The following is a 13791-nucleotide window of genomic DNA, read 5'->3' on the forward strand; positions in this document are numbered from 1 at the left end:
AGCGGAAGCGCGCTTCCGCTCCCCGGCCGCCGGGAGGAGAACTAGAGTTTGTAGATGCGCTTGCGGGTACCTTCGAGGCGCTGAAGAATAGAGTCGCGCCGATCGGGCTTCGCCATGAACTCCTGGAAGCCGACAAGGCCGGCCTGGGCCATATCGGGGTCGCTGTCGCGATCGTAATACTGAGAAGCTCCCTGCAGCTTCTTCAAGGTCTCTACCGCCACGTTGACGAGTGGGTCCTTGCTGGGCGGAAGATCGTTGCGCGGTGGTACGTTTCCGCCGGGCTCCAGATAGGCCGCGAGATTTTCCGGTTTATAGAAATAGGCAAGGAATTCGCGAGCGCCCTGCTTGTTCTTCGCGTTTGCGGGAATATGGATCGAATTGACCGAGAATTCTTCGAAGTGACCGACCTTCGGGTCCATAACCGGGAAAGTGGCATAGGACAGTTGCGGCAGATCCTCGGCGGTGAAGGCGGACTTCAAAAAGGCGCCGAGATTCATCATGCCGGCCTTCTTCTGGGCAAGCAGCGCTGCGGCCTCCTGCCAGCCGAACGATGTATGATTGGCGGTGAAGAACTCCTTGTTGATCATCCCTTCCCATTGATCGAAAACCGGCTTCAGGGATGGGTCGAGATAGCTCATCTCGCCGTTCATCAGCGCCATGTGCTTGTCGAGGCCATTGATGCGCAGGTTCATTTGATCGAACCAGCCGGCAGCCGGCCAAAGCTCCTTGGTTCCCATGGCGATCGGCGTGAGACCGGCGGCCTTGCACTTGTCGCCGTAAGCCACAAATTCCTCGGCCGTCGTCGGCACAGTCAGGCCATGCTGATCGAAGACATCCTTACGGTAGAACATCCCCCAAAGGGTGCCGCCGGTCGGCAGGCCATATTGCTTGCCATCGACCGTGACCGTTCCCGTCGTCGCACCGAGCACATCCTTGTATTTTTCCTTCTCGAACAGATCGGAAATATCGTCGAACAGGCCGCGCTTTACGAAAGCACGCATGCGATTGCCCGAAAACCATGTGCAAATGTCGGGCGCCCCTGCAACAAGGTAGTTGCGAATGGCTGTCTTGTGGGCCTCGTGATCCATGTTGTTGATGACGACGCTGACCCCGGCTTCCTTTCCGAAAGCCTCGGCGATTTTCTTCAGCGCTGCAAGCGCCTCCGCATTGTTCTCCGCCGAGATCACCGTGACTTTCTGCGCCTGGGCAATTGCGGGCGCGGACAGGCCGCCCGCCAGAGCTGCCGCCGATACGGCACCTGCGCCTTTCAGGAAGTTGCGGCGAGTGGACGGAAAAATTTGCTTGAAATGCACCATGGAGTTCCTCCCAGTTGATCGATCAACACGTCCTGGCAAGCCCTCCCCTCGAGATGCATGTCAGGCATTTAACGCGCCGATTTTGTCGCTTATTCTCAGGGCGGAAACCGCATCCGGAGTTGATCGGCGGGTGGAGTTATGCATAGATCGATAGAGCCTGCAATAATTAATTTACAAAATTAAGGAACTAAAAGTGAAGCTGAAGGGCGACCAGAGCACGGCAAGGGCGCTAAATCGACGCCTGATCCTCAATCTTTTGCGCATGGAGGGGCCGCGAAGTCGCGCCGATATCGCAACAATTACAGGGCTAAGCCCTGCAGCCGTGACCTTCGTTGTCGGCGATCTCTGTGAGGAAGGCATCGTTGTGGAAGGCCAAGCCGTAACCGGCCTCACCGGCAGGCGCCCGATCCCGGTACAGATCAATTATGAGCACGGGCTCGTGGTCGGGTTCAAGTTGATGGTGGATTCCGTGGAATGCGTCGCAACAGACCTTGCGACCAATCCCGTGGCGGCCATGCGGATCCCCCTTGCCGGTCACCAGCCGGACTACGTTGCCGACCTGCTGGCCAGCACTGTTCCCGAAATGGTCAAGCTCGCCGGACGACCGCATGCCAAGCTTGCAGGGATCGGCATCTCCATGCCCGGCGTTATCAATGATGAACAGACCGCATGCGTCCGCAGTCATCGCTTCAATTGGGACAATATTCCCCTCGCCTCACTCGTGGCGAATCGTGCCAACGTGCCGGTCTGGCTGGAAGACGACACCAACGCCTATGCCATCGCCCAGCAACTTTTTGGCTTGGGGCGACAACATCGCAATATGGCCGTTCTCGCTGTCGGCGTCGGCATAAGCTGCGCGCTCGTCATCGAGGGAAAGCTCTATCGCGGCGCAAATGGTGCGGCCGGCAAGTTCGGGCATACGCTTTATGAAGAAAATGGCCGGATATGCGAATGCGGCAAACGCGGCTGTCTCATGGCATATCATTCCGAAGCGTCGATCTTGAGACGCTGGCGCGAGGCAACCGGACATGGCGGGGATCGAGGCCTTCCTGAACTGCGAAGCGCTTTGGCTGCCGGCGATCCGACGGCAGTCGCGCTTGTCGAACATTCCGGCAAAAGCATAGGAACGGCGCTCGCCAATCTCGTCAATGTCACGGATCCGGAAGTCATCGTTGCCGGCGGCGAAGCCGTCTCGCTTGGCGAACATTTTCTCGGGCCACTTCGGGAAGCCCTGACCGCCAGGACCTTCAGGACAGCACCTCCCCTGCTTCCGGACTGGGAAGATAATTCTTGGGCCCGCGGCGCGGCCGCTCTGGTAACCCAAAGAATGTTTGATTTTGAATCATCGAGCGGCTTTACCGACATTAGCCGGACATATACTGGCAGCACGCAGAAATCCGCCAGGTAGCCGGGCTTGCCGCCCCAAGAAGGAGCGGCTTTGCTCGAACGAGGGCCGCCTTCGCGGTTGTCGGTGACCGCGCGCCGCAACAGCCGTAGAATAACCGGGGAAAACATCGCGCAAGGTAACGGTGTTGTAAGCACAATAATCGACGTTATGACTATTGTGACAGAGCTGAAGGGGCGCGGCGCGGAAATTGGAGGGGAATGAATGAGACGCACAAAGGAGGAAGCGGCTGAAACCAGACGTGAGATATTACGCTCGGCGGAGGCGCTGTTTCTCGACAACGGCTATGAAAATGTCACGCTGGACGAAATAGCCTCGGCGGCCGGTGTTACCCGCGGCGCAGTTCATTGGCATTTCAAGAACAAGCAAGGTCTCTTGTTTTCGATCCGCGACAAGGCGCAGCAGCCCTTCCAGGAACTTGCGGAGCGAATTGCCGAAGGACATCCGCCCAATCCGCTTGAGCTGCTCATAGACACGATTTCGGCGACATTCGCAGAGATTCAGCAGGAGCCGCGCAAACGTGGGCTACTGAAAGTCATCATGTATCTCGACATGGCATTTTGTGATGACGCGGCGGACAGCACGGACTCATTCCGGCACGATATGCAGGAGCACTTTGCGAGAATTTTCCACTCCATGGATGCCGACAAGCCGTTGCCTCCGCCATGGTCAGCAGATACCGCCGCTTCCGCTTTGACTGCGGTCATTGGAGGATTGGTCGCCGAATGGGCTCTCGATAAGGGCGATTTTGAATTGGTTCCCTGTGGGCAAGCTCTTATCAAAATGATCCTGACCACATGGTTTCCGACGCATTAGGTAGGCGACAGCGGAGCGCCCAGTGAAAAGGGTTCGGCAGGGAAAGCCGAACCCTTCCCGTATTTGATCGGAGGTCAACCGATCAGTGTGAGAAGCCCGCGGGATTGGAAACCGCAGGCTTCTCTTACCCGGCAAAGGGGGCCGGATAATTTCAGATTAGAAGCTACGCTGGAAGCGCAGGATACCGGCCCACTGGTCCTGATTGACCGAATCCCAATCGGTGTAGGAGACTTCGGGTTCGATCAGCAGGTTCTTGACCGGATTCCACTTGATGTTCGTCGTGGCGGCGAAGATCTTGGAGTCGGTGTAAGCGAGCTGCAGGTTCCACTTCAGCTTGTCGTTGATCGGAACGCCAACGCCACCCCAGACAGCCCAGTCACCCCAGCCGCAAAGATCAGGACGGCCTGCCGGGCAAGCGGAACGATCCAGGTTCGTACCGGCGTACTTGTTCAGCTTGTCGCCGTCCGTGTTCCAGCCACCCATCAAGAAGGCAGAGAAAGCGCCGAAGTCGGCGTCGACGCGAGCCTTGACGGCACCTTCTTCGACGATCGAATCGTAACCGCCGACGACCTTGACACCCCAGATGCCGGACTTGAACCCAGCACCGGCAACGACGTCAGGAGCGTAGTGATCCGCCTTGTCGTCACCCCACCAGCTCGCTCCATAGGATGCATCCGAGCCGCTGGAGTAGCTATCTTCGACCGAGATCACAGCCGTGAAGCCGTTGCCGGCGTCATAGTTGTAGGTCAACTGGTTGAGTTCATACGGGCCGTCGTAGATCACGTCGTCGTTGATGACGTCGCCGGCGTAACCGATGTACGAGTTGTACTGGGAGTCTGCCTTACCGACAGTGAATCCGCCGAGGCTGATATTGGCAAACAGCAGCTTGGTGCTTGTCGAATTGCCTTCACTCCAGTCCCAACGGAGAACCGTGTTGGTCTTCAGAGGGCCGTATTCGGTGTCGGTTGCGGTGTCGAGGCTCAGCTCGGCGCGGGTGTGCCACAACGTTCCGGTCTTGTTCGTCGGGCTGTAGGCATCGTACCATTCACCTTCGGTACGAACTTGGCCGCCGATCTTCAAGCAAGTCTCGGTACCCGGAATGAAGAAGTAGCCAGCACCATAAGCGTCGCAAATGCGAACGTACTGAAGAGGCTCCGGCTCGGCAGCGACAATAGCGTCCGCGGCATGGGCCCCGGAAACTGCTGCGAGCGAAGCAGCAGAGCTGATCAGAAGGCTTTTCAAATTCATTTTAAACTCCTGGTTGCAATATGCATTTCAGAGATTCCGCACGCATGGAGGTTCACTACCAACCCCATGCAGAATTCACCTCGCATCAACGCGATCGAACAGATCTGCGATTGCCCTGCTTGATGCTGGCTTGAGTCCCTCTTGTTCCGCCCAATCAGCCCCGCGACACGGCCCTGAAATACCCTACCGATGCGGCCGATGCTTCGACCGCAAGACATATTCATGTCCTGAGCTTTGTTTACAAACCAACGGTATGTTTGTCAATTATATGAAGGTCCCCTTACTACAAGCTTCGGGCGCTGTGACCAATATGCAACTATCAGCTTCACGCTGCCACCTGGGTCGTCAGGTGCCGCGGCGGGTAGCTCATTTTATTCAACGGCATTTTGTGTCGGCGCTTACGAATTTCAAATCGGCGCAGAACGATCCAGACGCGTGATTCGGCGTCTGTCGCATTCTGTCTGCACCATTATAAAAGACGATCGCCGAACGACTGATCGGCGAGATCAAGCAGCTCGAGACATTTCCCGAGCAGGAGCTTTGGAAGACCGAGCTGATCGTGCGTGCCTCGACCGGCGTGGCGCCGGCCGATTGATATGATTTAGGTGGCGTGATCTCAGAACCGCGGCGCCGGCTTGCCGGCAGCACGATGGGCGGCGATCACCGTATTGGCCATCAGCATGGCGATGGTCATCGGCCCGACACCGCCCGGAACCGGGGTGATGGCGGCGGCCACTTCCGCCGCCTCGGCAAAGGCGACATCGCCGACCAGCCGGCTCTTGCCCTCGCCGCGTTCCGGTGCGGCAATGCGGTTGATGCCGACATCGATCACCGTCGCTCCCGGCTTTACCCAATCCGCCTTGACCATTTCCGGCCGGCCGACCGCCGCCACCAGGATATCGGCACTGCGGGCAACCGCCGGCAGGTCCTTGGTGCGGGAATGGGCCGTCGTCACCGTCGCATTGGCATTGAGCAGCAGTTGCGCCATCGGCTTGCCGAACAGGTTCGAGCGGCCGATGACGACGGCATTCAATCCCGACAGGTCCTCGCCATGGATGCGGCGCACCAGCAGCATGGCGCCGGCCGGCGTGCAGGAGATCAGCCCGGTGGCAAGATCGCCGGTCGCCAGCTTGCCGGCATTGACGACATGCAGGCCATCGACATCCTTGTCCGGCCGGATCGACTGGATGATCGCTTCGGCATTTAGATGTTTCGGCAGCGGCAGTTGCACCAGGATGCCGTGAATGGCGGCATCCTCGTTGAGGGACTGGACGAGCCTTGCCAGCTCGTCCTGTGTCGTCTCGGCCGGCAGCGTATGCTGGATGGAGGTAAAACCGCATTCCTTGGCCATGCGGCCCTTGGCGCCGACATAGGTGTGGCTCGCCGGATCATCGCCGACGATGACGACGGCAAGGCCGGTCTTCACACCCGTCTCTTTTTCCAGTGCTGCGGTCGCCGTCTTCACCGCATCAATTACCGAAGCAGCCACCTGCTTGCCATCGATGATGTCAGCCATCGCCTACCCCATCCGCTCCGAAGCATAGCTTCCGGGGCTTGCCGGGAAGACGATGGTGCGGTTGCCGTTGAGGAAGGTGCGGTAGTGGATGTGGGCATGGATGGCCCGCGCCAGCACCTGGCTTTCGACATCGCGGCCGATCGAGACATAGTCTTCCGCCGACTGCGCATGCGTGATGCGGGCCGTGTCCTGCTCGATGATCGGACCTTCGTCGAGATCGCCGGTGACGTAATGTGCCGTCGCCCCGATCAGCTTGACGCCGCGCTCATAGGCCTGCTTGTACGGGTTGGCGCCCTTGAAGCTCGGCAGGAAGGAATGGTGGATGTTGATGATCTTGCCCGACATCTTCTTGCACATGGCGTCCGACAGCACCTGCATGTAGCGGGCCAGCACGATGAGTTCGGTGCCGGTCTGCTCGACGAGGTCCAGCAGTTGCGCTTCGGCCTGCGGCTTGTTGTCCTTCGTCACCTTGATGTGGTGGAAGGGGATGTCGTGGTTGACGACCACCTTCTGGTAATCGAAATGGTTGGAGACGACGCCGACGATGTCGATCGGCAGCGCGCCGATCTTCCAGCGATACAGCAGGTCGTTGAGGCAATGGCCGAAGCGCGACACCATCAGCAGCACCTTCATGCGCTTCTGGGTATCATAGATCTCGGCATCCATCTCGAATTTCTCGGCGACCGGCTTGAAACCTTCGACCAATGCCTCCTGCTTGACGCCTTCCTCGGAGATGAAGGAGACCCGCATGAAGAACTTGCCGGTATCGAGATCGTCGAATTGGCTGGAGTCGACGATATTGCAGCCCTGGTCGGCCAGATAATTCGCTATCGCCGCAACGATCCCACGCGTCGATTTGCAGGATACGGTCAGTACGAAATTTTTCATCTTATGTCGTCCGATTGGAAAAAATCATGAAACGCCACCTGTGGCGTTATCGACAGCCTTCGGAAAGCAGCCGGAGAAACGCCTGTAGCTCCCCTTCGTCGATTGCGACGAGATGCCCTTTTGCCGGATAGGCGCCCGAGCGAACGTCCTCGGCAAATTCCTTGAAAGCGGCGGTGCGTTCATTCTGCAGCCGGTCATATTCGGCCGCAAAATCGCGATACACCTTGGCGTGACGCGGCCTATGACCGCGATTACTGCCAAGCACATCGTCGGCAAAGAGATATTGGGCATCGCATCCGCTTCCGGCACCCATGGAAATCATCAGCATCGATGTGTTCGCGCTGATCGCGGAAGCGACATCGCCAGGCACGACTTCAATCTCCGCCGCAAAGGCGCCCGCCTCTTCCAGTGCCTTGGTTTGGCGCCAGATCTCGAAAGCGCTTGCCGCGGTCTTGCCGACGGCGCGAAAGCCACCCGTCCAGGTCGCCTTAGACGGAATGAGGCCGACATGGCCGCAGACCGGAATGCCCTCTTCGCGCATCCGCCGAATCGTTTGCAGCCCGGCGGCGCAATAAACGGCGTCGCCACCGGCCTTCAGCGCCCTGAACGCCTCCCGCATGTACTCTTCCGCCGAGACGTAATCGCCATATTCGAGGCCAGGAACAGCAAAGGGGCTCGGAGCAGCCTCGCGGAATACGGGGCCAAGCAGTGCCGGCGGTACGGAAAGCATATCAATCCCGGCCTTCTCCGCCGCTTCGGCTTCCTCCAGCGAGGTGACGCGCAACATGGTGAGCTGCCGCTGTCCTTTGAGCGCCAGCAGGTCGGCGACCGTTGCACGATTATGTTTCTTCATTGGAAACTCCTGGGGTAAGGGCTCTTCACGCGGCAAGAAGTGATTTGAGTTTGACATGGCTCGCCGTCAGCGCTTCCGGATCGGGACGAGCGCGGGCGGCAATCAGCATTTCGGCGAGACGAATATCGCGGGCGACTGCATTGCCGCGACCGATGCCGCTGGCCGCCAGCAGCCGGCCGGTCTCATCGAGATGGAAGAGGATGAAGGCTCCTTCGCCAAGGTCACGCCTCAGCATCGTCGTCGCGCCATCGGCAAGGCCGGCAATTTGCAGCGTCAGATCATATTGATCGGACCAGAACCACGGCACGGCCGAGATGCTGTCTCCCGCGCCCAGCAAATTGGCCGCAGCCAAAGTTCCCTGTTCCTGCGCGTTGCGCCAGGATTCCAGGCGAACCCGTCGCCCGCCATAAAGTGCGAGCGGAAAGGAGCAGCAATCGCCTGCGGCGTAGATATCGGCTGCAGAGGTTTCCAGCCGCTCGTTGACGGCAATGCCGTTATCGACCGCAAGACCCGCTTTCTCGGCGAGCGCGACATTCGGTTGAGCACCGATGCCGATGAGCACGAGATCGGCGGAGAGTTCCTGGCCGTCGCCCAAGCGAACAATCGCACCGGTCGCACCTTCCTCCACTGCCGCAATGGTCTCACCGCAGCGGATATCGACGCCTTCGTCCCGATGACGTTGCGTTATCACCTCGGCAACCGCTTCCGGCACGCCCCGCTTCAGGACGCGCGGCAGGCCTTCGATCACGGTGACATCGGCGCCAAGCTTGCGCGCCGTCGCCGCCAGCTCGAGACCGATAAAACCGCCGCCGATGATGGCGATATGGCGGCCGGGGAGAAGCGCCGGCCGCAGCCCCGTGGCATCGGCATGGGTGCGGAGCATGCGAATGCGCTCGCCGGTTCCCACAATGCCGGGAAAGCTGCGCGCAGATGCACCGGTCGCCAGCAGCAGTTTGTCGTAGCTAAGTTGCTCTCCGTCCGAGAGTGTGACCACCTTGCCGATCGGATCGATGTCGGTCGCATGCGTGGCGAGCCGAAGGTCGATGCGCTGGTCGGCATAGCGTTCCAAGGTGGCCACGAACTTCGGCTCATGCGCGAGGACAAGTCCCTCCTTCGACAGTGGCGGACGTTCATAGGGCGCAACCGGCTCGGCGCCGATCAGTGTGATGTCACCGTCAAAGCCCTTTTCCCTGAGCGCAAAGGCGGCGCGGGCGCCGCACTCTCCAGCCCCGATAATGACGAAATGCAGCATGGCTTTCCCCTTATAGCGCAATAAAAACGGCACCGTTTTCGACCTTGACGGGATAGGTTTTGAGGTTGACGCAGACGGGGGCGCCCTTGGCCTCGCCGGTGCGGTAGTCGAAGCGGCCGTTGTGCTTGGGACATTCGATGATGTTGTCCATCACCAGCCCGTCGGCAAGATGGACCTGCTCGTGCGTGCACAGGCCGTCGGTGGCAAAATAGTCGTCTTCCGGGCTGCGATAGATCGCGAAGGTCTTGCCGCCATGGTCGAAGCGCATGACGTCCTCCTCGTCGATCGCATCCGCCGCACAGACCTTAATCCAGTTGCCGCTCATTCCTGCCTCCCTGTTTTGCATGTCAGTCGGTTATTGGGCCGCTTCGGCCAGCCCGGTGTGGAATTCCTCGCGATAGGGCCTCGCCGTCGGCGGCAGGTCGCGCTTCAGGAAATAATCCTCGTTGCGCAACTGCCGCAGGAAGGCCGGGATCATCTCGCGGTAGCCCGACCAGATCGACGGATTGGGCCGCGGCAGATCGTGTTTGATCATCGCATGCAGCTTCGGCAGCGCATGATAGGGCACCATCGGGAACATGTGGTGTTCGACATGGTAGTTCATGTTCCAATAGATGAAGCGGCTTATCGGGTTCATCAGCACCGTGCGGCTGTTCAGCCGGTGGTCGATGACATTGTCGGCGAGCCCGCCATGCTGCAACAGGCCGGTCAGCACATGATGCCAGGCGCCGTAGAGCCGCGGCAGGCCGATCAGCACCAGCGGCAGGAGCGAGCCCATGGCAATAGCGGCGGCAATGGTGGCGATATAGATGAGGCTCCAGATGCGGGCGATGCGGATCGCCTTCGGCTGCTCCATCTCGGGAATGAAGGTTTTCTCCGTGGCGCTGATGATGCCGAAGGCATTGCGGACCATGTCGAGCATCGCATAGAAGACATCGACGATGCCGAAGAAGTTCAGGACCAGGCGCACGAGATCCGGCGGCCGCATGACGGCGATCTCCGGATCGCGGCCGACGATGACGGTGTCGGTGTGATGGCGGGTATGGCTCCAGCGCCAGGTCACCGGATTGCGCATGATCATGAAGCAGGCGATCTCGTAGACCGCATCGTTCATCCAGCGGGTCTTGAACGCCGTGCCATGGCCACATTCGTGCCAGCGGCTATCAGAGGCCGAACCGTAAAGCACGCCGTAAGCCAGGAAAAAGGGCACACAAAGCCAGGAACCCCAGAAAAAGATGCCGAGGCCGGCAAGGATCGCCATGCTGCCGAGCCAGATGATCGTGTCGCGGATGGCGGCTGCATCGGAGCGCTGCATCAGCGCCTTCATCTCCTTGCGGGCAATCTCGGTATGATACCACTCCGCCGCCGCCAATCCGGTTTCGACCGCCAGCCGGCCGCTTGGACCAAGCAGGCTGTAATCACGCTTTCCTGTCTCGCTCATTCCTGCCTCCCGCGTCGCAAACCAGCGCCGCACCTGATGACTGGGATGATAGGTCGAGTTTTTGCTTGCCTCAATGCAACGATGATGGAATCTATCATATTCCATCAATCCTCCATCTCATTCATGATGGAATACCTCAGGACCATCCATGCGCAGACCAACCATCGCTGATCTCGCTAAGGCTTCCGGCGTCAGCGTCGCAACCATCGACCGCGTGCTGAACGGACGCCATCGTGTCCGGGAAGAGACGGCCAAGCGTGTCTATGAGGCAGCGCAATCGATCGGCTACCATGCCGTGGGCTTGCTGCGGCAGCGTGTCTTTGAGGATCTGCCCCAATATCGATTGGGGTTCTTGCTGCAAAAACCGTCCCAGCCCTTCTACCAGTCGTTTGCCAAGGAGATCGGCGCGGCGGCACAGGCACTCGCAACCGCGCGCGTCCATGCACATATCGATTTCGTCGCCGCATCGACCCCGACGGCAATTGTCGAGAAGCTGAAATCCATGGCAGCGCGGAGCCAGGCGATCGCCCTGGTTGCGCCGGATTATCCTGCAGTGACGACGGCAATAGAGGAGCTGAAGGAAAAAGGCATCCCGGTCTTTTCGCTGCTCTCCGATTTCGCGACAGGCGTTCGCGAAACCTATGTTGGCGTCGATAACCGCAAGGTCGGGCGCACCGCCGCCTGGACGATTGCCCGATCTGCTCGCCATCCAGGCAAGGTCGCCTGCTTCGTCGGAAGCCATCGCTTTCACGGCCATGAACTGCGCGAGATTGGCTTTCGCTCCTATTTTCGCGAGAACGCCCCGGATTTCGAGGTGCTGGATACGCTGATCAATCTGGACACGGCGGAAATCACCCATGAGGCAACGCTCAACCTGCTGCAAAAACATCCCGATCTCATCGGCTTTTACGTCTGTGGCGGCGGCATGGAAGGCGCGATTTCCGCCATTCACGAGGAGGGGCTTGCCGGCAAGCTGATCGTCGTCGTCAACGAGCTGACACCGGAATCGAAGGCGGCACTCGCCGACGATGTCGTCACCATGGTCATCGGCACCCCTCTCCCTTCACTCTGCAAGGAGCTCATCGATTTGATGATCGGCGCCATCGAACGCGGCGAAGCGGCAATGCCGGGGCAGTCCTTCCTGCCCTTCGATATTTTCGTCTCGGAAAATATCTAGCGAATGTGATGGAATCCCATCATCGGGCAGAATATTTCTATCATGGATGATGGAAGAAGCCGGTGCTTGCCTGTGGATCGGCCGCGTGATTGTCGATAGTCATTTGCGGAATACGCACGGCTGATCGACGTCCTGTTGGGCCGGCGACCAAGAGGAGGAATGCCTGCCATGAGTTCCATTCGTTTCGCGCTCAATCATATGTGTGCGCCGTCCCTCAGCCTGGAATCGTTCTTTTCCGCGGCGAAAACACTCGGCATCGATAGCGTCGAAATCCGCAATGATTTGGCCGGCAATGCTATCCTGGACGGAACGCCGGCAGCAGCGGTCAAGGAACTCGCGGCGCGTCATGGACTGACGATCATCTCGATCAACGCGCTGCAGCGTTTCAACGAGTGGAACGAGGCGCGCGCCACGGAAGCGGCGGAACTCATCGGCTATGCGCGGGATTGCGGCGCAAAAGCGCTGGTGCTCGTTCCCGTCAATGACGGTAGCGGCAGGGAGCCCGAGGCGCGCAGGCAGAACCTCGAAACGGCGTTGACGGCGCTGAAGCCGATGCTGGATGCCGCCGGGATCATTGGCCTGGTGGAACCGCTTGGCTTCGAGATCTGCTCATTGCGCTCGAAGACCGAAGCCGCCGCTGCGATCGAAAAGCTCGGCGCGCAATCGATCTTCCGTCTTGTTCACGACACCTTCCATCATCATCTCGCTGGCGAAGCAGCAACTTTCCCCAATCTCACCGGATTGGTTCATATTTCCGGCGTCAACGATTCCGCCGTCTCGGTTGCCGATATGCGCGATCCGCATCGCGTTCTGGTCGATGCCAGCGATCGTCTCGACAATGTCGGACAGATGCGGGCGCTATTGTCCGCCGGCTATGCCGGCCCCTTCTCCTTCGAGCCCTTTGCGCCGGATGTGCATGCGCTGAAGGAGCCCGTCGAAGCTTTGAAGGAAAGCATGGCATATCTGGCCGCACACGTTTGATGGCGGCGTGACCAACGAGACCACTGCGTCTCGTTGGTCAATTGCGCAAGTGCAGCCGACGATTATGCAAGCCATACGCTGACGGAATGATATGCAAATTCCCGAAGCGCACGCCGCCGTTATTCCCTGCCTCGGAAACGGCGCTGATAGGCGGGATCATAGAGCGAGCTTTCGCGAAAATCGTTGGCGCCCAGCGATGGGCCGACGAAAATCAACGCCGTACGCTCGATCGGTTCTGCCGCCACCTTTGCCTCGATCGTGCCTAGCGTGCCGCGAAGGACGCGTTCGTCCGGCCAGGAGGCTTTAACAACGATAGCAACCGGGCAATCCGCGCCATAAAGCGGCGTCAGTTCCTCGACCACCTGCCCGAGTGCGTGGATTGCCAGATGGATGGCGAGCGTCGCGCCCGTGGCGCCGAATTTTTCCAGTGTTTCATTGTTCGGCATCGGCGAAGCGCGGCCGGAAACGCGTGTCAGGACAAGGCTTTGTGCGACGGCAGGTATGGTCAGCTCGCGCCCGAGCGCAGACGCCGCCGCTGCGAAAGCGGGAACGCCGGGGGTCAGTGTATAAGGGATGCCGTGCCTTTCCAGACGGCGGATCTGCTCGGCGACGGCGCTCCACACGGAGAGGTCACCCGAATGCAGGCGGGCGACATCCTCGCCGGACGCGGCAGCCTTTAGATATTCGGCCTCGATCTCATCGAGCGACATCGGCGCCGTATCGATGATACGGGCGCCGGGCGGGCAATATTGCAGGAGTTCCGGCGAGACGATCGAGCCTGCATAGAGACAGACCGGGCACTTGCCGATCAGATCCCTCCCACGCACGGTGATCAGGTCCGCAGCTCCAGGCCCCGCTCCGATGAAATGCACCGTCATTCCGCTACCTCGTTTTTCAT

At 59.5% G+C, this 13791-nt stretch carries 13 protein-coding genes and 1 pseudogene; 5 read left to right on the forward strand and 9 right to left on the reverse strand.

What is annotated here, in order from left to right; genetic code table 11:
* Positions 1-41: 41 nt before the first annotated feature.
* Positions 42-1316 carry an ABC transporter substrate-binding protein gene (locus PH547_RS19480; RefSeq protein ID WP_283054206.1) on the reverse strand — a complete coding sequence of 425 codons (1275 nt, stop codon included), beginning with the start codon at positions 1314-1316 and terminating at the stop codon, positions 42-44.
* Between the two features lie 193 nt (positions 1317-1509).
* On the opposite strand from PH547_RS19480, the gene PH547_RS19485 reads away from it, so the two are divergent.
* Positions 1510-2724: an ROK family protein gene (locus PH547_RS19485; RefSeq protein WP_285169115.1), complete on the forward strand. Its 1215-nt coding sequence runs from the start codon at positions 1510-1512 to the stop codon at positions 2722-2724.
* A gap of 201 nt (positions 2725-2925) precedes the next feature.
* The gene (locus tag PH547_RS19490) at positions 2926-3537 is read left to right on the forward strand and encodes a TetR family transcriptional regulator (protein WP_260304978.1); all 612 of its coding nucleotides are present in this window, start codon (positions 2926-2928) and stop codon (positions 3535-3537) included.
* Positions 3538-3693: 156 nt separating this feature from the next.
* Here the strand turns inward: PH547_RS19490 and PH547_RS19495 are convergent, their stop codons facing one another.
* Complete coding sequence (locus tag PH547_RS19495; protein WP_104826553.1) at positions 3694-4785, reverse strand: porin; 1092 nt, start codon at positions 4783-4785, stop codon at positions 3694-3696.
* 481 nt (positions 4786-5266) lie between these two features.
* Between PH547_RS19495 and PH547_RS19500 the strand changes: the two are divergent.
* A pseudogene (locus PH547_RS19500) lies at positions 5267-5380 on the forward strand (transcriptional regulator); the annotation flags it as partial.
* Between the two features lie 21 nt (positions 5381-5401).
* On the opposite strand, the gene folD reads toward PH547_RS19500, so the two are convergent.
* Genes folD through PH547_RS19530 form a run of 6 tightly spaced genes read right to left on the reverse strand, consistent with a single transcriptional unit; the run spans position 5402 to position 10735 of the window.
* Positions 5402-6301, reverse strand: a complete 900-nt coding sequence (folD, locus tag PH547_RS19505; protein WP_285169116.1) for a bifunctional methylenetetrahydrofolate dehydrogenase/methenyltetrahydrofolate cyclohydrolase FolD — start codon at positions 6299-6301, stop codon at positions 5402-5404.
* A gap of 3 nt (positions 6302-6304) precedes the next feature.
* The gene (gene purU / locus PH547_RS19510; RefSeq protein WP_285169117.1) at positions 6305-7189 is read right to left on the reverse strand and encodes a formyltetrahydrofolate deformylase; all 885 of its coding nucleotides are present in this window, start codon (positions 7187-7189) and stop codon (positions 6305-6307) included.
* 46 nt (positions 7190-7235) lie between these two features.
* A complete protein-coding gene (locus PH547_RS19515; RefSeq protein ID WP_285169118.1) occupies positions 7236-8042 on the reverse strand; it encodes a 3-methyl-2-oxobutanoate hydroxymethyltransferase in 807 nt (268 codons plus the stop codon).
* Between the two features lie 25 nt (positions 8043-8067).
* Complete coding sequence (locus PH547_RS19520; RefSeq protein ID WP_285169119.1) at positions 8068-9294, reverse strand: NAD(P)/FAD-dependent oxidoreductase; 1227 nt, start codon at positions 9292-9294, stop codon at positions 8068-8070.
* A gap of 10 nt (positions 9295-9304) precedes the next feature.
* Positions 9305-9619, reverse strand: a complete 315-nt coding sequence (locus tag PH547_RS19525) for a MocE family 2Fe-2S type ferredoxin (protein WP_260304974.1) — start codon at positions 9617-9619, stop codon at positions 9305-9307.
* Positions 9620-9649: 30 nt separating this feature from the next.
* Positions 9650-10735 carry a fatty acid desaturase family protein gene (locus PH547_RS19530; RefSeq protein WP_285169120.1) on the reverse strand — a complete coding sequence of 362 codons (1086 nt, stop codon included), beginning with the start codon at positions 10733-10735 and terminating at the stop codon, positions 9650-9652.
* Between the two features lie 148 nt (positions 10736-10883).
* Here PH547_RS19530 and PH547_RS19535 point away from each other — a divergent pair, with 148 nt between their 5' ends.
* Positions 10884-11912, forward strand: coding sequence for a LacI family DNA-binding transcriptional regulator (locus PH547_RS19535; RefSeq protein WP_260304972.1), 1029 nt, complete (start codon positions 10884-10886; stop codon positions 11910-11912).
* Between the two features lie 168 nt (positions 11913-12080).
* Positions 12081-12893: a TIM barrel protein gene (locus PH547_RS19540; protein ID WP_283054212.1), complete on the forward strand. Its 813-nt coding sequence runs from the start codon at positions 12081-12083 to the stop codon at positions 12891-12893.
* Positions 12894-13012: 119 nt separating this feature from the next.
* On the opposite strand, the gene cobM is transcribed toward PH547_RS19540, so the two are convergent.
* Complete coding sequence (gene cobM / locus PH547_RS19545; protein WP_283054213.1) at positions 13013-13771, reverse strand: precorrin-4 C(11)-methyltransferase; 759 nt, start codon at positions 13769-13771, stop codon at positions 13013-13015.
* Between the last annotated feature and the right edge of the window lie 20 nt (positions 13772-13791).

The sequence above is a fragment of the Rhizobium cerradonense genome, assembly GCF_030182455.1.
Classification (GTDB): domain Bacteria; phylum Pseudomonadota; class Alphaproteobacteria; order Rhizobiales; family Rhizobiaceae; genus Rhizobium.

What these genes read in the sequence shown, in the direction of transcription:
- PH547_RS19515 (WP_285169118.1), bottom strand. Translation starts at nt 8,042, where the DNA reads ATGAAGAAACATAATCGTGCAACGGTCGCCGACCTGCTGGCGCTCAAA.
- PH547_RS19535 (WP_260304972.1), top strand. Translation starts at nt 10,884, where the DNA reads ATGCGCAGACCAACCATCGCTGATCTCGCTAAGGCTTCCGGCGTCAGC.
- PH547_RS19495 (WP_104826553.1), bottom strand. Translation starts at nt 4,785, where the DNA reads ATGAATTTGAAAAGCCTTCTGATCAGCTCTGCTGCTTCGCTCGCAGCA.
- folD (WP_285169116.1), bottom strand. Translation starts at nt 6,301, where the DNA reads ATGGCTGACATCATCGATGGCAAGCAGGTGGCTGCTTCGGTAATTGAT.
- PH547_RS19525 (WP_260304974.1), bottom strand. Translation starts at nt 9,619, where the DNA reads ATGAGCGGCAACTGGATTAAGGTCTGTGCGGCGGATGCGATCGACGAG.
- PH547_RS19530 (WP_285169120.1), bottom strand. Translation starts at nt 10,735, where the DNA reads ATGAGCGAGACAGGAAAGCGTGATTACAGCCTGCTTGGTCCAAGCGGC.
- PH547_RS19480 (WP_283054206.1), bottom strand. Translation starts at nt 1,316, where the DNA reads ATGGTGCATTTCAAGCAAATTTTTCCGTCCACTCGCCGCAACTTCCTG.
- PH547_RS19490 (WP_260304978.1), top strand. Translation starts at nt 2,926, where the DNA reads ATGAGACGCACAAAGGAGGAAGCGGCTGAAACCAGACGTGAGATATTA.
- purU (WP_285169117.1), bottom strand. Translation starts at nt 7,189, where the DNA reads ATGAAAAATTTCGTACTGACCGTATCCTGCAAATCGACGCGTGGGATC.
- PH547_RS19540 (WP_283054212.1), top strand. Translation starts at nt 12,081, where the DNA reads ATGAGTTCCATTCGTTTCGCGCTCAATCATATGTGTGCGCCGTCCCTC.
- cobM (WP_283054213.1), bottom strand. Translation starts at nt 13,771, where the DNA reads ATGACGGTGCATTTCATCGGAGCGGGGCCTGGAGCTGCGGACCTGATC.
- PH547_RS19520 (WP_285169119.1), bottom strand. Translation starts at nt 9,294, where the DNA reads ATGCTGCATTTCGTCATTATCGGGGCTGGAGAGTGCGGCGCCCGCGCC.